Here is a 19,404-nt window from a genome sequence, read left to right as displayed (position 1 = left end):
CAGGAAAGGCGCGAGGTCCGAGATCCGGACACGATTCATTTCACGGCGCCGGCGGTCAGGCCGGCGATCACCTGGCGCTGCAGCGCCACGAAGACGACGATGGGCACGAGCATGACGATCGTGGCACCGGCGATCGCTCCCGTCACGTTGAAGCCGAACTGCGACCGGAACCCGGCCAGCGCGAGCTGCACGTTCTGGTGCTCCTGCGAGATGAGGAACAGGTTGGCGAAGAAGAACTCGTTCCAGATCTGCACGAAGGAGACGACCCCCACCGTGGCCAGCGCCGGTCGGGTCAGCGGCAGGACCACCCGGAACACCGTGGTGAAGTACCCGGCGCCGTCCATCGCCGCCGCCTCCTCCAGTTCGCGCGGCGTGGCCAGGAGATAGGACCGGAGAACGACGAACGTGAACGGGAACTGCAGGGCGGCGTAGAAGATCACCATGCCGACGCGAGAGTCGAACAGTCCCAGCTCGCGCATGATGAAGAACTCCGGCGTCGCCAGGCCCACGACCGGTATCGCCAGGGCCAGGGAGAATCCCGCCACGAGCGTCCCGCGGCCCCGGAACCCGTAGCGGGCCAGCGGGTAGGCCGCGAGAAACGCCGCCGCGATGGCGCCGGCCGAGCCGAGCGTCGCGTAGAGCAGCGTGTTGAGCAGGTAGCGATGCAGCTCGATCTGGGTGAAGGCGTCGATGTAGCCCTGCAGCGTCACCGGGTCCGGCAGCACGCCGGCACCGGTGAAGATCTGCGTCCCGGTCTTGAGGCTGGACACCATCACCCAGACCGTGGGCGTCAGCGCGAGCAGCGCGACCAGGGTGAGGAACGCATAGGCCAGCGGCGCCGATCGCCGCGAGATGCGTGGGCGCGCGGCGCTCATCGGCCCTCACCCACCCGGAACAGCCGGCGCACCGCCACGATCAGCACCACGCCGACCACGAGGATCGTCGAGCCGACCGCATTCGCGTAGCCCCACTCGCCGTTGAGGTAGGCGCGGTAGGCGTACAGCGCCAGCGTCGCGGTGGCGTCGTCCGGCCCGCCAGCGGTGAGGATGAACACGACGTCGAACATGCCGATGTCGACCAGCAGCCGAATGAGAATGACGGTGCCGATGACGTTGCGCAGCAGCGGCAGCGTGATGTGCACGGCCTGGCGCCAGGCCGACGCGCCGTCGATCTGAGCCGCTTCGTAGACCTCGTCGGGGATCGCCGCGATCTCGGCCATCACGAGGATCATGACGAACCCGACGACGAACACGAAGGTGCCCGCGACCGCCCACCGGGCGGTCGCGGTGTCGAAGAGCCAGTCCCGGTCGCCGGGCAGGCCGAGTGCCGCGAGGGCGTTGTTGAGCAGGCCGGCTCGGGCGTTGTAGAACATCGAGAAGACCAGCGCGTACGCGGCGCCGGAGATCACGAACGGCACGAAGATGATCGCCCGGAACGCCTTCCATCCCCGCGGCCGCAGCGCCAGCACCATGCCCGCCGCCACACCGAGCGGCACCTGCACCGCGACCGCGGCGGCCGCGTAGAACAGCGTGTTGCCGAGAGCGGAGAAGAAGACCGGGTCGTCGAGCATCCGCCGGTAGTTCTCCAGTCCGGTCCAGGCCAGGTCCAGGCCGCCCCATCGGCTGAACGCGGTGACGACCAGGACGCCGAGAGGCACCAGGAAGAACGTGGCGAACAGCGCGGCGCCGGGCAGCAGCGAGACCGCCACCGCCCGGCGTGCTCCGCGCGGGATCGGCGTAGCGCCCACCTCACCCGCCCGCCTGCGCCCGGGCGTCGGCCGCGAGCCGGTCGAGGAACTGCTCCGTCGGCATCGAGCCGTCGACGTAGGCGGGCCACAGGTTCCGCCAGGCGACGCCGAAGCCGGCCGGGCCGTGGACGCGCACGTGCGGGTACTGGTGCGTGACCTCGGCCGCCTCCTCGGCGAGCCCGGTGACCAGCGGCTCGAGTCCGGCGGCGGCCATGGCGGCCGGGTCGACGGCGACCGGCGGGCTGGCGCCGGTCGCGACCGCCTGGGCGAGCACCTCGTCCTGCGACGACACGAACCGCACGAACTCCCGGACCGCCTCGAGGGCGCGTTCGTCCGTCGTGCCGGACACCCAGCCGGCGCCGGAGACGACGATCACCCCGCGTTCTCCCTCGGTCCAGCCCGGAGCCGGCGCGTACCCGGTCTTCTCGTAGAGGCCGGGGCTCGCCGCGTCACCGGTCAGATTGGTCTTGACGAACCACGGCCCGTTGGCGATCGTCGCCGCCTGTTCGGAGAGAAAGGCGGCGGCGGCGTTCTGGAACTCGCCGGAGAAGGCGTCGGCGTTGACGTAGCCGTCGACGTGCCAGGAGCGCAACCGCTCGGTCGCCGCCACCACCGCGGGATCGTCGGCCCAGCCGTCCGCCGCGGCGATGCCGTCGGTGAGGAAGTCCTCGCCGCCGCCGGTGCCGATGAGATGCACCCACATCAGCATCGTGGCCCAGTCGCCGTCCAGCGCCAGCGCTGTCACCCCGTCGGCCCGCAGCCGCTGCGCCAACTGCTCGAACCCGTCCCACGTCGAGGGGAAGGCGTCGTAGCCCGCGCGCTCGAGCAGCTCGGCGTTGTAGAAGACGCCGATGGCGTCGCGCTGTTGCGGGATCGCCCAGACCTGGTCGTCCGGACCGCGCAGTGCGTCGAACACCTGGTCGTGGAAGGTTCCGGCCCACTCCTCGTCCGCGGCGAGGTCAGGCGCGAAGTCGTGCAGCCGTCCGGTCTCCTGCAGCGCCCGGATCTCGCCGGAGTTCAGCTGGAACAGGTCGGGCAGGTCCTCGGCCATCGCCAGTCGCTGGTAGTACTGCAGCCGGTCGTCACTCGAACCGGCGTTGGGGTTCTCCAGCGTCTCGATCCGGTACGTCCCGGCGTAGCGCTCGTTGAACCGCTGAGCGGCCTCGTAGTTGTACTGCAGGAACGGGTCGGTCGGGCTCTGCTGGCAGGTGCCGCAGGTGATCACCACCTCGCCGGAGGCGGAGTCGGAGGACTCCGCTCCCCCGCCGCAGCCGGCCAGGATCACCAGGGCCGCCGCGGTGCCGGCGAGCAGGGAAGTGCCTCGATGGTGCATGACGTCATCTCCTTCGATGAACGATGAACTCACGGGGCGCGGTCAGTAGCCGGCGATCGACGGCCAGTGCCGCTCGATCCCGGCCCGGTCCAGCTCGCCGGCGAACGCCGCGAACAGCGCCCGATCAGCGCGCACGGCCCGCGGCGCGACCTTCCGCTGAGCGCAGAACGCCACCAGGTGAGCGGCCACCTCGCCGACGTTCCACTCCACGAGCGGCATCCGGTAGGCGCCGTTGGTGATGTGGGTGGTGCCGATGTTCTTGGCGCCGGGCAGCAGGTTGTCGACCCGTACGGGGAGCAGCGCGCCCAGCGGCAACTCGAACGGGCAGCAGCCGATGTCGATGTACGGGTCGCCGCCGGTCGACGGATGCAGGTCGATGCGGTACATCCCGATGCCGACGCTGTCCTGGTGGCGGACCGCGCCGGCCGCGCCACGCACCGCCAGCGAGAGCTCCTGCTCGACGATCGTGTGCTCGGCCCTGATCCGGCGCGACTCCCGGATGTACGGCGTCTTCGCCAACCCGTCCGCGGTGTCGCCGACGACGTCCCCGCGCAACCGCAGCCCCGGCCAGCCGGTTCCGCCGTCCGGGCGCGGCGCCTGCGTCTGCAGCCAGTACAGCAGCGACCGGCTCAGCCGCCGGGCCGCGGCGGCGTGCTCCGCGGCATCCGGAACGCCGAACACGGGGCCGCCCCAGTAGTCCATCTGCGGCCAGTTCACCAGCGTGACGTCGCTGGGATAGGCACCGGGCCGGAAGTGCCCGCGCGCCGCGATGCGCCGGAACGTCCACAGGTTGCGGTCCAGCGACCGCACCCGCTGGTCGTTGTAGTCCGGTCCGATCGTCGCCGGGTCGTCGTCCGGATTGGGCCAGAACCGGTGCTGGACGCGCTGCCGCGTCTTCGGGTGCGGGGCGTCGAAGGACAGCTGACCCTTCGGCCAGTCGACCGCCCGCGCGGCCGCGACCTCGTCGTACCCCTCCGGCCGGTCGATCGTGTGGTCCTCGCCGGGACGATGATCCAGGGCGAAGCAGACCGACACCGGCTGCATGTTCAGCGGATCGGCGACGTCGGACGCATGCGGCTCACCGGTCTCGGCGGCGGCCTCCGACCCGGTGACGTGCTCGACGCCGGCCAGCGGGAGCACGTCGCCCGTCTCGGTGGCGTCGATCACCCAGTCGGCCCGGACCACCGTGGTGCCGCCGGTGCGCCGATCGAACAGGGTGACGGCCTCGACGCGGTCGCCGTCGACGTGCGCCTCGAGCGGCTCGTGCTCGAGCAGCACCCGCACGCCGCCCGACCCGCGCCACGGCGCCAGCAGCGATTCGAGGACGGCGACGGTGACCCGCGGCTCGTGGCACAGACCGGACACCTTCGCACCGCCGGGGTTGAGCGCGCGGTCGTCCCGGGCCGCCTCGGTGAGCGGGTAGTGCCGGCGGTAGTAGGCGCGGACGGCGTCGCGGTACTGGCGATAGCCGGCCGTGCAGCCGAACTGCTCGATCCACACGTGCTCGTCGGGTGGCACGGCCTGCGCGGTGAGCACGCCGCCGAGCCAGTCGGTCGGTTCCGTCAACGTCACCGTCAGACCTCGGCGGGCGGCGGTCAGCGCGGCCGCAACCCCGCCCATGCCGCCGCCGACCACGAGGACATGTGTCTCGACTTCGTTCATGCTCATATGAGAGCAGCTCCATGAGCTTGATTAACATGGCTGCAATGGGCAGCTCTGTGTCTGAGATTGATGACCGCGCACGACGCATGCGCATCGCGCACGCCACCGCGCGCGAGATCGTCCAGCCGGGCGGCTCCCGCATCGGACCTCGGCACCAGCACGAGGTCCACCTGGTCCTCATCCACTCCGGAGCCATCGAGCTGACCGTCGACACCCAGCCGCCACGCCGGGTTCCCGCGGGACAGCTGTGTCTGCTGTTGCCCGGGCACACCAACGAGATGGCCGTCGACCCCGCGGCCGACAGCCGCCAGACCCTGGTGCGTGGCCGGCTCGAGAACGTCACCGAGCAGATGCGCGGCTGGCTGGAGTCGCTGCGCCCCACGCGGCCGCTCTCCTCGGCGCTGACCTACCTCGCCCGCGAGGCCGTCGTCACCGAGCAGACCCGGCTCACGGCCGAGGGCGCGTTGCTCGACGCCCTGGCCACGGCGCTGCTCTGGCGGTTCGTCGCCGAGTTCCGCAACCTGCCGGCCGCGCTGCCCGCGCCGATCGAGGCCGCACGGCTCTACATCCACACGCACGTCGCCGATCCGATCGTGCTCGACGACATCGCCCGCGCGGCCTCGGTCACGCCCGCACACCTGATCCGGCTGTTCCGGGCACACATGAACACCACGCCGGTGCGCTACCTGTGGGATCGGCGCATCTCGCTGGGCGTCGAACTGCTCACCTCCACCGGCCTGCCGGTGGGTTCGGTCGCCGCCCGGTGCGGTTTCCGGACCAGCTTCCACTTCGCCCGCAAGATCAAGGACGTCACCGGGCTGCCGCCGTCGGCGCTGCGCGAGTCACGCTGGCAGGCATGACCACGGCCGGGGCCGATACTGGCCCCATGCGACGGCGTTCGGAACTGCGCTGGCCGGGGCTGCGATCGGTGTACTGCTGGCATCCGCCCACCGGCGGCGTCACCGGCGGCGTCACCGTCAGCGGCCGGCAGCAGATCGGCGTCTCGTTCGCCGAGCACCACGGCGTCGTCACCGAGTCCGGCGGCCGCCGCGACCGGTTCGACATCCGGCCCGGCGACGTGTTCGCGAACGGGTGGTCGCGGGTCTACTGGAGCGAGGTCACCCGGCACGACGAGCTGGTCGAGATCTATCCGGACGACGACCTGCTGCGGGCCGCGGCGGGGTCGTCGCGGACGCCGGAGATCGAGCCGCTGCGCGGGGTGCGCGACGCCGTCGTGCTCGGGACGGCGTCGATCCTCAAGCAGGCCCACCTCGGGCTGGCGTACGTCGACGGCCTGCGGGCTGGTGCCCTCGCGCACCGGCTGGCCGAGCACGTCGTCGGGCACTACGCGGGCATCGTGCTGTCGCGGCGGGCCGACGCGGGTGCCGGGCGGCTGGACCACGTCCTGCTCGACCGCGTCGCCGACGTCGTCGAGGCGCGGCTGGGCGACCCGCTCACCGTCGACGACCTCGCCGCCGCCGCGACCCTCAGCCCGTTCCACTTCGCACGCTCCTTCAAGGCCTCGACCGGGCTGGCGCCGCACGAGTACGTCACGTCGCGGCGTATGGAGCGGGCCAAGTCGCTGCTGCTGAGCAGCCGGTTGAGTGTGCCGGAGGTCGCCTACGCGGTCGGGCTGACCAACGTCAGCCACTTCCGCCGGGTGTTCCGCCGGCACACCGGCCTCCTGCCGTCGCAGCTGAGAACCGCAGGATCGGACCCTCCGCCCCCGGCCGGTCGGTGGCCAGGCTTGGCGTCATGACCGATTCGGTGACCTCGCTGCTGCACGCCGTCGACACCCTGGACTGGGACGGCGTGCTGGCCGTCCTCGCCGACGAGGTGCGGCTGGACTACACGTCGTTGTGGGGTGGCTCGGCGGAGACCGTGCCCGCGCCGGAGGTGGTGGCGCGCTGGCGTGGGCTGCTGCCCGGCTTCGACGCGACGCAGCACCTGACCGGACCGGTGCTGGCTGCCCCGGACGGACGCCGCACCACCACCGTCCGCGCCTACCACCTCCTCGTCGAGGGCGACCGTCGCGACACCTGGATGGTCGCCGGCTGGTACGACCTCCGGGTCGCCGCCGGCCGGATCGCCGGGATCACGCTGCACGCCACGTACGAAGAGGGCGACCGCGCGCTGACGGAGATCGCGGCGGCGCGGTGCGCGGCCGGAGCCGGCGGGCGGGTGGCTTGAGCTCGGCCGCCGGCCCCGCCCCCGTCGCCCCCGTCGCCGTCGTCACCGGTGGCAACCGTGGCATCGGGCTCGAGGTGTGCCGCCAACTGGCGGCCCGCGGCCACACCGTCGTCCTGACGGCGCGCTCCTCCGACGCGGCCCGGTCGGCTGCTGCCGGGCTGCCGGGCGCCGTCGTCCCGTTCCGCCTCGACGTCACCCGTCCCGAGGACGCCGCCGCGCTGGCGGGGTTCCTGCGCGACGAGTTCGGGCGGCTGGACGTTCTCGTCAACAACGCCGCGATCCACTACGACACCTGGCAGCGCGCCGCCACCGCCGACCTCGACGTCGTCCGCGAGGCCGCCGAGACCAACGTCTACGGCCCCTGGCGGCTGGCGACGGCACTGCTGCCGCTGCTGCGGGCCGGCGCTCACCCGCGGATCGTGAACGTGTCGAGCGAGGGCGGGTCGCTGGCGAGCATGGGTGGCGGCACGCCCGCCTACAGCATGACGAAGGCGGCGCTCAACGCCGTGACGCGCATGCTGGCGGCGGAGCTGCGGCGCGACGGGATCCTGGTCAACTCGATCTGCCCCGGCTGGGTGGCCACCGACATGGGCGGCCCCGGCGGCCGCCCCGTGGCCGACGGCGCCGCCGGCATCGTCTGGGCCGCGACCCTCCCGGACGACGGTCCGACCGGCGGCTTCTTCCGCGACCGCCGCCCCGTCCCCTGGTGACGCGGCCCTGGTGACGCTCCCCTGACCCGGTCCTTGGCGACCCCTCCCTGACCCGGTCCTTGGCGACCCTGCCCTGTCCCGTCGTCAGTGACCCTCCTTGGCGACCGGCGCGCCGCCCCCACCACTCCTGCCGACCGACCCGGTCGTGCGGCCGGGCACTGCCGACTTCACCGGGCGTTCACGTCGGCGCCCGACGACCTGGGTACGGTGCGCCCCATGACCGTTTCGCCCCGACCGTCCCGTCGTTCGTTCGTCACCGGCACGCTCGCCGGCCTGGGCCTCGCCGCGGCCACCGGGATTCCAGCGGCGTCGGCCGCGTCCCGGCCGCCGCGCGTTCTCGTCGCCACGAACGAGCCGTGGGGCACGTACCACCTGCGGCCGCTGCTGCCGGAGATCGCGCGCCGCGGCTGGGACGTCCGGCAGCTGGTCCCGGACCTGTCGCAGATCGTGCCCGGCGAGACCGTCCCCGTCGTCACGCCGGACGACGACCCGGCCGCCGACCTGCTCGTCGTGACCGGTGCGACCGACTGGCCGGCCGACTGCGCCGCCGCGTTCGGCCGGCAGACCCCGCTGGCCGCGACGTCGCTCGCGTATCTCAACGCCGCCGAGGCGCCGCGGGCGCACGAGTTCGAGCGGCGGCTGCGGCTGGTCACGTCCTCGTCGGCGGCGGAGGGACGGTCGTTCGCCGGGCACCTCGGCACCCGCCGGCGGGTCCGCGTCGTCGGGTCGCCGCAGACCGACACCCTGCCCACGCCCGCGCCGGAGCCGGACACCGTCCTCGTCCTCACCAGCGTCACCTACCCCGACCAGACCGGCGGCGCCGCGCCCGGCACCCAGTTGCTGCTCGACGCCGCGGCAGCGCTCGAGGCGGCTGGGAAGCACATCCTGGTCGGCCTGCACCCGCGGGAGAACCCGCAGCTGTGGAGCCGCTACGAGATCAGCGCGGTCCCGTCGCTGCAGGCCTCGGCACGGGCCGAGGTCGCGATCGGGATCCCGGGGACGGTCTTCCCGCTCATCGCCGCGGCCGGCGTCCCCGTCGTCGGGTGCGTCGATCCGCGCCTGGTCGTGCCCGACTATCTGCTGGCCGTCTGCTCGTCGCTGATCGACACCGCTGCCGAAGCACTGCCCGCCGTCGAGACCGCCACGTTGCCGGCCGGCCTCGAGGACGTCGTCGGCCCGGTCGGCGGTTCCGCCGCACGGTTGCTCGACGCCTGGGGCCGGGCCGCTCGTCCGCGCCGCGGCTGAGGCTGTGGCGCCCGGCCTCGTCGCCGGGGTCAGGTGACGAGGTCAGGCGACGCCGACGGTCAGGATGATCAGCGAGTCCTCGTCGGCGAGGAGGTCGTGACGCTCCGGCGGCGCGTCGACCAGCTGGCCCGCGGCGACGGTGATGCTGCGCTCGCGCGTGCGCAGCGTGACGTGGCCCTGCAGGCACTGCACCGTCGCGTCGCCGGGACTCTGGTGTTCGTTCATGCGCGTCCCTGCGGTGAGCGCGATGAGGGTCTGGCGCAGCCGTGCGCCGCTGTGCAGGGTCCGCGACGCTCGTCCGGCGGACGAGAGCCGCGCCTCGTCGAGCTGGCCGGCGCCCATCGTCAGCAACGTCATGTCGTCCGCGGTACCCACTGAGTCGCCGGGGAAACGGCGTTTGTGGGCGTGTGTGCCGGTCATGGGCCCTCCCGTCGGTCAGGTCGCCGCCTTGGTGCTGGCGACGATCACCTCGACGCCGGCCGCGCGGAACCGCTCGACCTCGCCGGTCGACGCGCCGTCGTCGGTGACCAGCGTCCACGACGCCGGCATGCGGGCCCACGCGTGGAACGGACGCCGGCCGAGCTTGCTGGCGTCGGCCAGCACGTACACCTGCTCGGCGCGTGTCATCATCATCTCCTTGAGCCGGGTCTGCTCGAGATTGGCCTCGCAGATTCCGTTCTCGACGGTGACGGCGTCGGCGCCGAGGAACGCACGGTCGGCCGTGATGCGTTCGAGCGCGGCCTCGGCGAACGGCCCGACCAGTCCCTGGCTGATGTGGCGCAACCGCCCGCCCAGGCACAGCACATCGACGCCGTCGGCGTCGGCCAGCTCGTTGAGCACGGTGAGCCCGATGGTGACGACGGTGAGCTGGTCGCGTTCGCGCAGCTCGCGGGCGAGTTGTCCGGTGGTGGTGCCGGCATCGAGAAGGACGGTCTCGCCGGGCCCGATCTGCTCGGCCGCCCACGCCGCGATGGCCTGCTTCTGCCGAAACCCCTCGCGCGCCCGCTGGCCCAGCGACGCCTCGAACGCGAGACCGTGCGCCATGGCGCCGCCGTAGGTGCGGGCGAGCTGGCCCTGCGACGTCAGCAGCGCGAGGTCGCGGCGGATGGTCGACTCGGTGACGCCGAAGTGCAGCGCCAGCTGGCCGACCCCGGCCCGGCCGTCGGTCCACGCCATGTCGACGATGGCCCGGCGGCGGTCGCGTGCGGTCAGCCGGTCGTTCATCCCCACCTCGCTCGCTAGGGGCTCGGCGCGAGCGCGGCCGCCTGGCGCAGAGCCTCGATCATGCTACCGGCGTCGGCCCGCCCGGTGCCCGCGATGTCGAACGCGGTGCCGTGGTCGACCGACGTCCGGATGACCGGCAGCCCGACGCTGATGTTCACGCCCGACTCGAGCCCGAGCACCTTCACCGGTCCGTGCCCCTGGTCGTGGTACATCGCGACGATGAGGTCGTAGTCGCCGCGGCCGGCCAGGAAGAACGCGGTGTCGGCGGGCAGCGGGCCCTGGACGTCGATGCCGTCGGCGCGGCACCGCTCGACCGCCGGGACGATCTTCTCCGCCTCTTCGCCGCGGCCGAACAGCCCGTTCTCGCCGGCGTGCGGGTTGATGCCGCACACGCCGAGCCGCGGGCGGGCCAGCCCGGAGTCGCGCAGCGTGGCGTCGCCGCGCCGGATGGTCCGCTCGACCAGCGCGTCGTCGATCCGCTCGATGGCGTCGACCAGCCCGATGTGCGTGGTGACGTGGATGACCTTCACCGTCGGCGTCGACAGCATCATGGACACCTCCTCGACCCCGCACAGCTCGGCCAGCAGTTCGGTGTGCCCGGGGTACGGGTGACCGCCGGCGTGCAGCGCCTCCTTGTTCAGCGGCGCCGTGCAGATGGCCTGGACCCGCCCGGCGACCGCCAGCTCGCTGGCCACCTTGACGTAGTGGTACGCGGCGTCGCCGGCGACCGCCGACAGCTCGCCGTACGGGAGGTCGGCCGGCAGCAGCCCGAGGTCGATGACGTCGATCGTGCCCGCCTCGAACGCGGCCTCCTCCGGCCCGTCGACCACCCGCAGTTCGACGTCGACGCCGGTGATGCGGACGGCGTCGAGCAACCGCTGGAGATCGCCGACGACCACCGGCCGGCACAGCGACCGCACCTCTGGGTCGGCGAGCGCCCGCACGACGACCTCGGGGCCGACGCCGGCGCCGTCGCCCATGGTGACGGCGACCAGTGGTGTCTTCATGTGTCCTCCTCGTGCGGGCTGTGCTCGGCATGCAGCTGCCATGGGGTGCTGGGGAGCCGCTGGACGATGCGCGCCAGCGTGTGCGGGTCGCCGAAGGCACCGGGTTTGGTGACGACGACCCTTCCCCCGGGCGCGGTGCTGACGACGACGCCGTCGTCCCACGCCTCGCGAACGCGCAGCTCGCCGACCCCGATGGCGGCGAGGACGGCGCGCGCGGTCTCGCCGCCGGTGAGCACCAGCGCCGGATGTTCGCGTGCCGCCGGCTCGACGACCCGTGCCAGCGCCGCGACGACGTCGGGCGACCGTGCCGCCCCGCCGGCCTCGGTCAGGTGGACGGCGGCGGTGCGGCCGGCCGTGCGTTCGGCGACCTCGGCCGCGGTGGCGGCGTGGTCGTCGAGGTGATCGGGGCCGAGCTCGACGACGGTGGGGACGAGCTCGGCCAGCCGCGCCAGCTGGTCGCGCGCGGCCTGGGCCGCCGTGCCGACGACGAACAGGATCGGCGCGGCCGACGACGGAGCGGGCGACGCGCCCGGCGCCGGCGGAGCGGGCGACGCGCCCGGCACCGGCGGGACGGGCGCGCAGTGCGCCTGCGCCGCCGCAGAACCGTCCTTGAGGGCTGCCGGCGCCGCCGCGGCGTGGGCACGAGCAAGCGCGTGCGCGAGCCCCGCCGACCCGGCCCACCGCACCGACGCCCCGGCCGCACCGATGCGCGTGCCCGCCGCGACGCCCGCCGCGACGAGCCGGTCGAGGTCGGCGTCGGTCTCGGCGTCGCAGACCGCCACCCGGTCGGCGTCAGCCGCGGCCAGCAGTGCCGCCGCCAGCTCGTCCACGCCGCCGCGCACCACGGGCAGCTCGACCACCGACACCGGCAGCGGCGCCAGCGCCTCGGCCACCGTCGATGGCGCGGGGCGCGGTTCGGCGGCCCAGGCTGCGGACCGTTCGAGCGGCACGCCGTCGACCAGGACCGCTCCCCCGACGACGGTCCGGCCGAGCGCGGGCAACGCCGACGCGACGACGAGCAGGCCGCCAGGCTCGCGCAGGGCGGTCAGCTCAGCGGCCAGCGGTCCGCGCAGCGTGGAGTCGATCTTCTTGACCACGACGCCCTCGGGCGGCAGCTGGTCGAGTGCCGTCCGGCATCGTTCGGCGGCGAGCTCAGGACTGACATAGCGTGAGTCGGTGTCGACGGCCACCACGCCGGCAGCGAGCGATGCGCGCACCGAACGCAAGGTACGCAGGTCGACGATGCGCGGAGTGCGCAACAGGAACGCCGCCGCAGCCTCGGCCGCACCGGTCAGGTCGTCCGCGATCAGTAGCACGGGAACATCCATGGCACACACTCCTTCCTGCATCGATACGAAATCTTACGCTGCGCCGAGGGAGTCCGTCCGGCCCTTCCCGGCCTGAATGAACGCTACGTTACTTGCGCGTTTCGCGCAAAGGTGCAAGTGTGATCCGCACAACTTCGCGGACCCCCGGAGGTGACGATGAACGGCAGCGCACGACAGCGCCGCGGCCTCAGCCGCCGCGACCTGCTGCGGGCCGGCTTCGCGGCCGGCGCCGGCATCGCGCTCGGCCCGGCGCTCGCGGCCTGTGCCGGCCCAACCGGCACATCCGGTGCCGGCGCTCTGACGCTGGCGCTGAACCGGTCGCTGGTCAGCCTGGACAACAAGCTCAACCAGTTCGACGCGCACGTCACCGTCCAGCGGGCGGTGCGACAGGCTCTCACCCGCATCGGCGACGGCCTGCGGGCCGAGCCGGTGCTGGCCGAGAGTTTCGAGCTCGCCTCGCCGACGGCCTGGCGGGTGCGGCTGCGCCCCGAGGCGGTGTACTCCGACGGCACACCGGTCACGGTCGCCGACGTCGCCACGGCGCTCGAGATGTACCAGCAGGTCGAGGCCTCGTTCGTCGGCAACCAGTTCCCCGAGTGGCCGACGGTGCGCCAGCTCGACGACCGCACGTTCGACCTCGTCACGCGGCGGCCACTGGTCGGCCTCGACTCCCTCATGAGCAACATCCTGATCACTCCGGCGGGCGCCAACCTGCCGGAAGAGTTGTCCGACGGCGTCGGCAGCGGGCCCTACGTGGTCACCCAGGCCAACCGCGGCACCGGCGACTACACGCTGGTGGCCAACCCCGACTACTGGGGTCCGGCGCCAGGCGTCGAGCAGGTGCGCATCCGGTTCCTGCCCGAGGAGACCAGCCGGGTCCTGGCGCTGCGCAGTGGCGAGGTCGACGTCATCGACTCCATCTCGCCCGATTCCGCCGAGCAGCTCGACGGCCTGCCGGGCATCAGCCTGCTGCAGGCCCAGGGCACCCGCCTGGTGCAGCTGTTCTACAACTTCCGCAAGCCGCCGGAGCACCCGCTGTCGAAGGCGTCGGTGCGCCAGGCGCTCAGCCTGGCCATCGACGGCGAGAGCATCGTGCGCGACGTCCTGCTCGACAGCGTCACGCCCACCGACGGCGTCGTCCCGCTGAGCCTGGACGGCGCGGTCGAGGTCGGCCGGTTCGAGTTCGACCCGCGCAAGGCCCGGCAGATGCTCGACGCCGAGGGCGTCGACGACCTCGAGCTCACGGTCATCTGGGAGTCCGGCGAGTTCGCCTCCGACGCATACGTCATGGAGGCCATCGCGCAGATGCTCGGCGACATCGGCGTGCGGGTACACCTGCGCCAGTTCGAGCCGGGCGGCGATCTCCCCACCTGGCGGCAGGGCCGCGGCGGCGACTTCGACATCATCGGCAACGGCTACGGCAACCAGACCGGCCTGGCGCTCACCAGCCTCAAGGGCCTGTTCGGCGGCACCCCTGAGATGGAGAAGACCGGCGACGCCTTCATGGGCTTCGTCTACGACGACATCGCCGGCGGCATCGGGGCGGCGGCCGCCGAAACCGACGACCAGCGCCGCGCGGTGCTGCTCGAAGGCGTCCAGCAGTCGATCTGGGACCTCTGGCCGGCCATGTGGGCGTTCACGCAGGACGTCCTGCTCGCCCACCGCGACACCGTGAGCGACCTCGATCTGCTCCCCATCAACTCCTACGACCTCGCCGCCGTGCGGCTCGAGGAGGGGTGACCATGGCGCGATATCTGGCGATGCGCGTGGCGCAGAGCCTGTTCACCGTGTTCCTCATCGTCTCGACGGTGTTCGTGCTGGTCCGCCTCGCTCCGGGCGACCCGGCCGCGGCCATCGGCGGGCCCACGGCGACCACGGAGGACCTGCAGGCCATCCGCGAGGAGCTCGGCCTCGTCGGCTCCATCCCGCACCAGTACTGGCACTTCATCACCGGGCTGGTGCAGGGCGACCTCGGCTTGTCGTACTCGTTCCGGCAGCCCGCGCTCGAGGTCGTGCTCGACCGGCTGCCCTACACCATCACGCTGGCCGGCGCGGCCATCCTGCTGACGGCGCTCATCGCCATCCCGCTGGGCATCTTCACCGCCCGCCGGGCCAACAGCAGCTGGGACGTCGGCGCCAACATCGGCACCATCGCCGGGCAGTCGATGCCGGAGTTCTGGACCGGCATCATGCTGCTCACCCTGCTCTCCGTGGTGGTGCCGATCTTCCCGGCGTCCGGGTTCACGTCGTGGTCCGGGCTGGTGCTGCCGGCGGTCACCATCGCCCTGCTGCAGATCGCGCTGATCTCCCGGCTCGTGCACCGCGAGATGGCCGGCAACCTCGCCGCGCCGTTCGTCACGGTGGCCCGCTCGCGTGGAGTCGCGGAGCGCGCGCTGACGTGGCGCTACGCGTTCGCCAACTCGTCCATCCCGGTGGTCACGGCGCTCGGCACCCGGTTCGCGGCCATGCTCAACGGCGTCGTCGTGGTCGAGGTGGTGTTCGCCTGGCCCGGCATCGGCTCGCTGGTGGTGCGGGCGCTGGAAACCCGCGACTACCCGCTCATCCAGGCGACCGTGCTGGTGACCAGCCTGCTGGCCATCGGCGTCCAGTTGCTCGTCGATCTCCTGTACCCGCTGTTCGATCCGCGGGTGCGCGTCGGAAAGGCGGTGTCGCGATGACCACGCAGACGCAGGCCGCCCGGCCGAGTGCCGTCACGGCCGACCGGCTCAAGTCCTCGGCCGCGGCGTTGCGCCGCCGGGCCAGCCGGCTCAAGATCGTGCTCGGCGCGGTGCTGGCCGGCATCGTCGTCGTGCCGATCCTGCTGGCCAACGTGCTGCCGCTGCCCGACCCACTCGAGCAGGACCTCTCCCAGCGCCGGCTGCCGCCGCTCACCGACGGCCACCTGTTCGGCACCGACCAGCTCGGCCGCGACCTGCTGTCGCGCGTCCTGCACGGCGGCCAGGTGTCACTGACCATCGGCGTGCTGGCGGTGCTGGTGTCCGGCGTGGTCGGCGTCATCGCCGGTGCGGCCGCGGGCTACTACGGCCGCCGGGTCGACGCCGTCGTGTCGCGGCTGCTCGAAGCCCAGATGTCGGTGCCGCTGCTGCTCCTGCTGCTGCTCGTGGTGGCGCTGTTCGGGCCGTCCATCACCGTCATCACGCTGGTCATCGCCTTCGCGCAGTGGCCCGAGCCGGCCCGGCTCACCCGGGCGATGGTGCTGGTCGAGCGCGAGAAACCGTACGTCGCGGCGGCGCGGGTGCTCGGTCTGCGGCGCGCGGCTGTGCTGATGCGCCATGTGGTCCCGAACATCATCAACCAGGTGGTCGTGGTCATGCTGCTGCTTCTGGCGCAGGCGGTGCTGCTCGAGAGCGCGCTGAGCTTCCTCGGTGCCGGAGTCGAGCGGCCGCACCCGACGTGGGGCCGCATCATCTCCGACGGCCAGGGCTACATCACCACCTCGTGGTGGCTGGTGACACTGACGGGCCTGGTCATCGTGCTGCTGGTCGTCGGGGTCAACCTTCTCGGCGACGGGCTGCGCGACCGCGTGTCCCGCTCGCGGGCGGCGAAGGGAGAGTCGCGATGACGCTGCTCGACGTCCAGGACCTTCAGGTCGAGCTGATGACGACCGGTGGGGTGGTCCGCGCGGTCGACGGTGTCTCGTTCACCGTCGGCCGGTCCGAGACCGTCACGCTGATCGGCGAGTCCGGCAGTGGCAAGTCGACCACCGCCATGGCCGTGCAGGCGCTGCTGCCACGCAACCTCGCCGTCGTGTCCGGGCGCTGCCTCATCGACGGCGTCGACGTCGTGGCCCGGCCGAAGGAAGCGGCGAAACTGCGCGGGCGGACCGTCGCGATGATCCCGCAGGACCCCATGACGGCGCTCAGCCCGGTGTCGACCATCGGCCGGCAGCTCGGCGAGGTGCTCGGCCGCAAGGACCCCTCGTCGTCCCGGGCCGCGCGGCAGAACCAGGCCGCCGAGCTGCTCGACTCCGTCCGCATCACCGATCCCCGGCACCGGCTCGACGCCTACCCGCACCAGCTCTCCGGCGGCATGATGCAGCGGGTGCTCATAGCGATGGCCCTGGCCATCGACCCGCACCTGCTGGTCGCCGACGAGCCCACCAGCGCCCTCGACGTCACGGTGCAGGCCGGCATCCTCGACCTGCTGATGGACCTGCAGGACCGCACGTCCGCCGGCATCCTCATGATCACCCACGACATCGGCGTGGCTCGGCTGGTCAGCGACCGCGTCCACGTCATGCGCGACGGCCGGTTCGTCGAGAGCGGCGAGGTCGAGGCGGTCGTCGGCGCGCCGCAGCAGGACTACACCCGCCGGCTGCTCGACGCCGTGCCGCGGCTGGGCGCCTGGGAAGGAGAATGAGATGAGCAGCATGAGCGATCCGCTTCTCTCCGTGCGCGACCTCGCCGTCGAGTTCACCACCCACGGCCACCACAACCGGGTCGTCGACGGCGTCGGCTTCGACCTCGCGGCCGGCCGCACGCTGGCCGTCGTCGGCGAGTCCGGCTGCGGGAAGTCCACGCTGGCCCGGGCGCTGGTGCGGTTGGAGACGCCGGCCGCCGGCTCGATCCGCTACGCGGGGCGCGACCTCGCGACGCTGACCGAGAAGGAGCTGCGTCCGCTCCGCGGCGACATCCAGATGATCTTCCAGGACCCGTACGGCTCCCTCGACCCGCACCTCACCGCGGCCGGCATCGTCGCCGAACCGCTGCGGCTGCGCGGCGTCGGCGACCGCGGCGAGCGCCGTCGCCAGGCCGTCGAGCTGCTCGAACGCGTCGGCCTGAAACCCGAGCACGCCGACCGCCGGCCGCCCGAGTTCTCCGGCGGGCAACGCCAGCGCATCGGCATCGCCCGGGCGCTGGCCAGCCGGCCGAAGATCCTCATCTGCGACGAAGCCACCAGCGCCCTCGACGTCTCGGTGCAGGCGCAGGTGCTCGACCTCCTGCGTGAGCTGCAGGAACAGGAGGGCATCGCGTACCTGTTCATCTCGCACAACCTCGGCGTGGTGCGCGAGATCAGCCAGGAGGTCGCGGTCATGTCCCAGGGCCGGTTCGTCGAGCACGGCCCGACCGACGAGGTGCTGAGCCGGCCGCAGCACGACTACACCCGCCGGCTGCGCCGCGCCGCCCTCGACCCCGCGCTCATCACCGGCCGCAAGCCGCGGCTGTTCGCACCCGCGACCACCGCAGGAGCCGCCTCGTGACCATCCCCCGCGCCGTCCTGGGCACCATGACGTTCGGCGACACCGTCGACCGCAACACGGCGGCCGGCCTGCTCGACCTCGCCCGCGACGCCGGGGTCACCGAGATCGACACCGCCAACGGCTACGCCGGCGGCGCCACCGAGGAGATGCTCGGCGACCTGCTGGCGCAGCGACCAGGGCTGTTCACCGTCGCGACGAAGGCCGGCATCCCGCACCCCGACGCCGGCGACGCGCCGCCGCTGTCGCCGCGGGCGCTCCGGGCCAGCCTCGAAGGCAGCCTCCGCCGGCTCCGGCTCGACCACGTCGACCTGTTCTACCTGCACCAGCCCGACCCCGCCACGCCGCTGGCCGACACCGTCGCCGAGGTCGCGGCGCTGGCGGCGGACGGCTTGATCGGCCGGGTGGGCGTGTCCAACTACGCCGCCTGGCAGATCGCCGAGCTGCGCGGGCTGTTCGCGGCCGCCGGCTTGCCCGGCCCGGTCGTCGCGCAGCAGCTCTACAACCTCGTCGCCCGCCGCATCGACGACGAGTACGTCGGGTTCGCACTGGCCAGCGGCATCGAGACCATGGTCTACAACCCGCTCGGCGGCGGGCTGCTGTCGGGCCGCTACACCTTCGAGACCGCGCCCGACGAAGGCCGGTTCGCCACGTCGCGGCTCTCCCCGATGTACCGCGAGCGCTACTGGGACCCGCGCATGTTCGAGGCGGTCGGTGCGCTGTCGGCCATCGCGGCCGACACCGGGGTGGCGCTGCCGGAGCTGGCACTGCGCTGGCTGGCGTCACGGCCGGTGGTCGGGTCGGTGCTGCTGGGCGCCTCGAAGCCGGGGCACCTGACGGCGAACCTCGCGGCGCTGGCTCGTGGGCCGCTCCCCGCCGACATCGTCGAACGCTGCGACGATGTGGGCCGCCGGCTGCGCGGCCCGATGCCCGCCTACAACCGCTGAGAGTCTGGAGTACCGCCTGTGACCACCTCCGCCGCGTTCGACGCCGTCGAGCGCATCCGCCGCCGCGAGCGCTCCATCGGCTACTGGATCGCCACCGACAACCCCATCGGCACCGAGCGCATCGCCCGGCTCGGCTACGACTACGTCGGCGTCGACGCCCAGCACGGCCTCATCGACTACAAGGGCTGGCTGGCGGCGCTGCTGGCGATCGAGGCGGGCGGGCACAGCGCGGGCGTGATCCGGGTACCGGCCAACGACCTCACCTCCATCGGGCAGGCTCTCGACGCCGGCGCGCACGGCGTCATCGTCCCGCTGGTCGACACCGCGGAGCAGGCGGCCGCGGCGGTCCGGGCCTGCCGCTACCCGCCGCAGGGCGGCCGCAGCTACGGCCCCATGCGGGCCGGCCTGCGCATCGGGCCGGCGCCGGCCGAGGCCAACGCGCACGTGCTCTGCGTCGTCATGATCGAGACCCTGACCGCGCTGGAGAATGTCGAGGCCATCGCGGCGACGCCCGGCCTCGACGGCGTCTACGTCGGGCCGTCCGACCTCACGCTCGCGCTCGGCGGCGCGTCGTCCACCGATCCGGCGGTCGCCGATCAGCTCGACGACGCGGCCGGCCGGGTCGCCGCGGCCGCGTCGGCACAGGGCGTCGCGGCCGGCATCCACTGCCCCGACGGCGCGACCGCGCAGCGGCGGCTGGGGCAGGGGTTCACGTTCGCGACGGTCAGCTCCGACCTCGTGCACCTCGAGCAGGCCGCGGCGGCGCACCTGGCGGCGGCGCGGGGCTGACCTT

At 72.9% G+C, this 19,404-nt stretch carries 20 protein-coding genes; 12 read left to right on the top strand and 8 right to left on the bottom strand.

Features of this window, described 5'->3' with window-relative positions; genetic code table 11:
• Nucleotides 1-35: 35 nt before the first annotated feature.
• The 4 genes from DZA62_RS28950 to DZA62_RS28935 are packed head-to-tail and all read right to left on the bottom strand — an operon-like array spanning nucleotide 36 to nucleotide 4,742.
• Nucleotides 36-875 (bottom strand): carbohydrate ABC transporter permease, encoded by an 840-nt coding sequence (locus DZA62_RS28950; protein ID WP_116952425.1) that lies wholly within the window; start codon nucleotides 873-875, stop codon nucleotides 36-38.
• Nucleotides 872-1,708, bottom strand: coding sequence for a carbohydrate ABC transporter permease (locus DZA62_RS28945; RefSeq protein WP_116952424.1), 837 nt, complete (start codon nucleotides 1,706-1,708; stop codon nucleotides 872-874). Before DZA62_RS28945 ends, DZA62_RS28950 begins: the two co-directional genes overlap by 4 nt.
• Before the next feature lie 40 nt (nucleotides 1,709-1,748).
• Nucleotides 1,749-3,080 (bottom strand): ABC transporter substrate-binding protein, encoded by a 1,332-nt coding sequence (locus tag DZA62_RS28940; protein WP_116952423.1) that lies wholly within the window; start codon nucleotides 3,078-3,080, stop codon nucleotides 1,749-1,751.
• Between the two features lie 42 nt (nucleotides 3,081-3,122).
• Nucleotides 3,123-4,742 (bottom strand): FAD-dependent oxidoreductase, encoded by a 1,620-nt coding sequence (locus tag DZA62_RS28935; RefSeq protein WP_116952499.1) that lies wholly within the window; start codon nucleotides 4,740-4,742, stop codon nucleotides 3,123-3,125.
• A gap of 86 nt (nucleotides 4,743-4,828) precedes the next feature.
• On the opposite strand from DZA62_RS28935, the gene DZA62_RS28930 reads away from it, so the two are divergent.
• From DZA62_RS28930 to DZA62_RS28910, 5 genes are all read left to right on the top strand, one after another.
• Nucleotides 4,829-5,602 carry a helix-turn-helix transcriptional regulator gene (locus DZA62_RS28930; RefSeq protein ID WP_198664312.1) on the top strand — a complete coding sequence of 258 codons (774 nt, stop codon included), beginning with the start codon at nucleotides 4,829-4,831 and terminating at the stop codon, nucleotides 5,600-5,602.
• Between the two features lie 26 nt (nucleotides 5,603-5,628).
• A complete protein-coding gene (locus tag DZA62_RS28925) occupies nucleotides 5,629-6,501 on the top strand; it encodes a helix-turn-helix domain-containing protein (protein ID WP_116952421.1) in 873 nt (290 codons plus the stop codon).
• A complete protein-coding gene (locus DZA62_RS28920; protein WP_116952420.1) occupies nucleotides 6,498-6,932 on the top strand; it encodes a nuclear transport factor 2 family protein in 435 nt (144 codons plus the stop codon). Before DZA62_RS28925 ends, DZA62_RS28920 begins: the two co-directional genes overlap by 4 nt.
• Nucleotides 6,929-7,642 (top strand): SDR family NAD(P)-dependent oxidoreductase, encoded by a 714-nt coding sequence (locus tag DZA62_RS28915; protein WP_116952498.1) that lies wholly within the window; start codon nucleotides 6,929-6,931, stop codon nucleotides 7,640-7,642. The genes DZA62_RS28920 and DZA62_RS28915 overlap by 4 nt, the downstream gene beginning before the upstream one ends.
• Nucleotides 7,643-7,858: 216 nt before the next feature.
• Nucleotides 7,859-8,887: a hypothetical protein gene (locus DZA62_RS28910; RefSeq protein WP_116952419.1), complete on the top strand. Its 1,029-nt coding sequence runs from the start codon at nucleotides 7,859-7,861 to the stop codon at nucleotides 8,885-8,887.
• Between the two features lie 42 nt (nucleotides 8,888-8,929).
• Here the strand turns inward: DZA62_RS28910 and DZA62_RS28905 are convergent, their stop codons facing one another.
• From DZA62_RS28905 to DZA62_RS28890, 4 genes are all read right to left on the bottom strand, one after another.
• Nucleotides 8,930-9,244, bottom strand: a complete 315-nt coding sequence (locus DZA62_RS28905; protein ID WP_116952418.1) for a cupin domain-containing protein — start codon at nucleotides 9,242-9,244, stop codon at nucleotides 8,930-8,932.
• 78 nt (nucleotides 9,245-9,322) lie between these two features.
• Nucleotides 9,323-10,111: a DeoR/GlpR family DNA-binding transcription regulator gene (locus tag DZA62_RS28900; protein WP_198664311.1), complete on the bottom strand. Its 789-nt coding sequence runs from the start codon at nucleotides 10,109-10,111 to the stop codon at nucleotides 9,323-9,325.
• A gap of 14 nt (nucleotides 10,112-10,125) precedes the next feature.
• Nucleotides 10,126-11,118 (bottom strand): 4-hydroxythreonine-4-phosphate dehydrogenase PdxA, encoded by a 993-nt coding sequence (gene pdxA / locus DZA62_RS28895; RefSeq protein ID WP_116952417.1) that lies wholly within the window; start codon nucleotides 11,116-11,118, stop codon nucleotides 10,126-10,128.
• Nucleotides 11,115-12,446, bottom strand: a complete 1,332-nt coding sequence (locus DZA62_RS28890) for a four-carbon acid sugar kinase family protein (RefSeq protein WP_157987974.1) — start codon at nucleotides 12,444-12,446, stop codon at nucleotides 11,115-11,117. Before DZA62_RS28890 ends, pdxA begins: the two co-directional genes overlap by 4 nt.
• Nucleotides 12,447-12,602: 156 nt before the next feature.
• Here DZA62_RS28890 and DZA62_RS28885 point away from each other — a divergent pair, with 156 nt between their 5' ends.
• Genes DZA62_RS28885 through DZA62_RS28855 form a run of 7 tightly spaced genes read left to right on the top strand, consistent with a single transcriptional unit; the run spans nucleotide 12,603 to nucleotide 19,400 of the window.
• Nucleotides 12,603-14,186 (top strand): ABC transporter substrate-binding protein, encoded by a 1,584-nt coding sequence (locus DZA62_RS28885; protein ID WP_116952415.1) that lies wholly within the window; start codon nucleotides 12,603-12,605, stop codon nucleotides 14,184-14,186.
• 2 nt (nucleotides 14,187-14,188) lie between these two features.
• A complete protein-coding gene (locus tag DZA62_RS28880; protein ID WP_116952414.1) occupies nucleotides 14,189-15,124 on the top strand; it encodes an ABC transporter permease in 936 nt (311 codons plus the stop codon).
• Nucleotides 15,121-16,029 (top strand): ABC transporter permease, encoded by a 909-nt coding sequence (locus DZA62_RS28875; protein ID WP_116952413.1) that lies wholly within the window; start codon nucleotides 15,121-15,123, stop codon nucleotides 16,027-16,029. Before DZA62_RS28880 ends, DZA62_RS28875 begins: the two co-directional genes overlap by 4 nt.
• Entirely contained in the window at nucleotides 16,026-16,826 is an 801-nt protein-coding gene (locus DZA62_RS28870; RefSeq protein ID WP_116952412.1) for an ABC transporter ATP-binding protein, read from the top strand. The genes DZA62_RS28875 and DZA62_RS28870 overlap by 4 nt, the downstream gene beginning before the upstream one ends.
• Before the next feature lie 10 nt (nucleotides 16,827-16,836).
• Nucleotides 16,837-17,667 carry an ATP-binding cassette domain-containing protein gene (locus DZA62_RS28865; RefSeq protein WP_116952496.1) on the top strand — a complete coding sequence of 277 codons (831 nt, stop codon included), beginning with the start codon at nucleotides 16,837-16,839 and terminating at the stop codon, nucleotides 17,665-17,667.
• A 26-nt stretch (nucleotides 17,668-17,693) separates the two neighbouring features.
• Complete coding sequence (locus DZA62_RS28860; RefSeq protein WP_116952495.1) at nucleotides 17,694-18,611, top strand: aldo/keto reductase; 918 nt, start codon at nucleotides 17,694-17,696, stop codon at nucleotides 18,609-18,611.
• Nucleotides 18,612-18,629: 18 nt separating this feature from the next.
• Nucleotides 18,630-19,400: an HpcH/HpaI aldolase family protein gene (locus tag DZA62_RS28855; protein WP_116952411.1), complete on the top strand. Its 771-nt coding sequence runs from the start codon at nucleotides 18,630-18,632 to the stop codon at nucleotides 19,398-19,400.
• Nucleotides 19,401-19,404: the final 4 nt, after the last annotated feature.

Source organism: Jiangella endophytica (genome assembly GCF_003427025.1).
GTDB lineage: Bacteria > Actinomycetota > Actinomycetes > Jiangellales > Jiangellaceae > Jiangella > Jiangella endophytica.
Note: the sequence above shows the minus strand (reverse complement) of the source record. Positions and strands in the feature narration are given on the sequence as shown.

What these genes read in the sequence shown, in the direction of transcription:
- DZA62_RS28935 (WP_116952499.1), bottom strand. Translation starts at nt 4,742, where the DNA reads ATGAACGAAGTCGAGACACATGTCCTCGTGGTCGGCGGCGGCATGGGC.
- DZA62_RS28930 (WP_198664312.1), top strand. Translation starts at nt 4,829, where the DNA reads ATGCGCATCGCGCACGCCACCGCGCGCGAGATCGTCCAGCCGGGCGGC.
- DZA62_RS28890 (WP_157987974.1), bottom strand. Translation starts at nt 12,446, where the DNA reads ATGGATGTTCCCGTGCTACTGATCGCGGACGACCTGACCGGTGCGGCC.
- DZA62_RS28950 (WP_116952425.1), bottom strand. Translation starts at nt 875, where the DNA reads ATGAGCGCCGCGCGCCCACGCATCTCGCGGCGATCGGCGCCGCTGGCC.
- DZA62_RS28865 (WP_116952496.1), top strand. Translation starts at nt 16,837, where the DNA reads ATGAGCGATCCGCTTCTCTCCGTGCGCGACCTCGCCGTCGAGTTCACC.
- DZA62_RS28940 (WP_116952423.1), bottom strand. Translation starts at nt 3,080, where the DNA reads ATGCACCATCGAGGCACTTCCCTGCTCGCCGGCACCGCGGCGGCCCTG.
- DZA62_RS28905 (WP_116952418.1), bottom strand. Translation starts at nt 9,244, where the DNA reads ATGACGTTGCTGACGATGGGCGCCGGCCAGCTCGACGAGGCGCGGCTC.
- pdxA (WP_116952417.1), bottom strand. Translation starts at nt 11,118, where the DNA reads ATGAAGACACCACTGGTCGCCGTCACCATGGGCGACGGCGCCGGCGTC.
- DZA62_RS28885 (WP_116952415.1), top strand. Translation starts at nt 12,603, where the DNA reads ATGAACGGCAGCGCACGACAGCGCCGCGGCCTCAGCCGCCGCGACCTG.
- DZA62_RS28870 (WP_116952412.1), top strand. Translation starts at nt 16,026, where the DNA reads ATGACGCTGCTCGACGTCCAGGACCTTCAGGTCGAGCTGATGACGACC.
- DZA62_RS28880 (WP_116952414.1), top strand. Translation starts at nt 14,189, where the DNA reads ATGGCGCGATATCTGGCGATGCGCGTGGCGCAGAGCCTGTTCACCGTG.
- DZA62_RS28860 (WP_116952495.1), top strand. Translation starts at nt 17,694, where the DNA reads ATGACGTTCGGCGACACCGTCGACCGCAACACGGCGGCCGGCCTGCTC.
- DZA62_RS28920 (WP_116952420.1), top strand. Translation starts at nt 6,498, where the DNA reads ATGACCGATTCGGTGACCTCGCTGCTGCACGCCGTCGACACCCTGGAC.
- DZA62_RS28875 (WP_116952413.1), top strand. Translation starts at nt 15,121, where the DNA reads ATGACCACGCAGACGCAGGCCGCCCGGCCGAGTGCCGTCACGGCCGAC.
- DZA62_RS28910 (WP_116952419.1), top strand. Translation starts at nt 7,859, where the DNA reads ATGACCGTTTCGCCCCGACCGTCCCGTCGTTCGTTCGTCACCGGCACG.
- DZA62_RS28925 (WP_116952421.1), top strand. Translation starts at nt 5,629, where the DNA reads ATGCGACGGCGTTCGGAACTGCGCTGGCCGGGGCTGCGATCGGTGTAC.
- DZA62_RS28900 (WP_198664311.1), bottom strand. Translation starts at nt 10,111, where the DNA reads ATGAACGACCGGCTGACCGCACGCGACCGCCGCCGGGCCATCGTCGAC.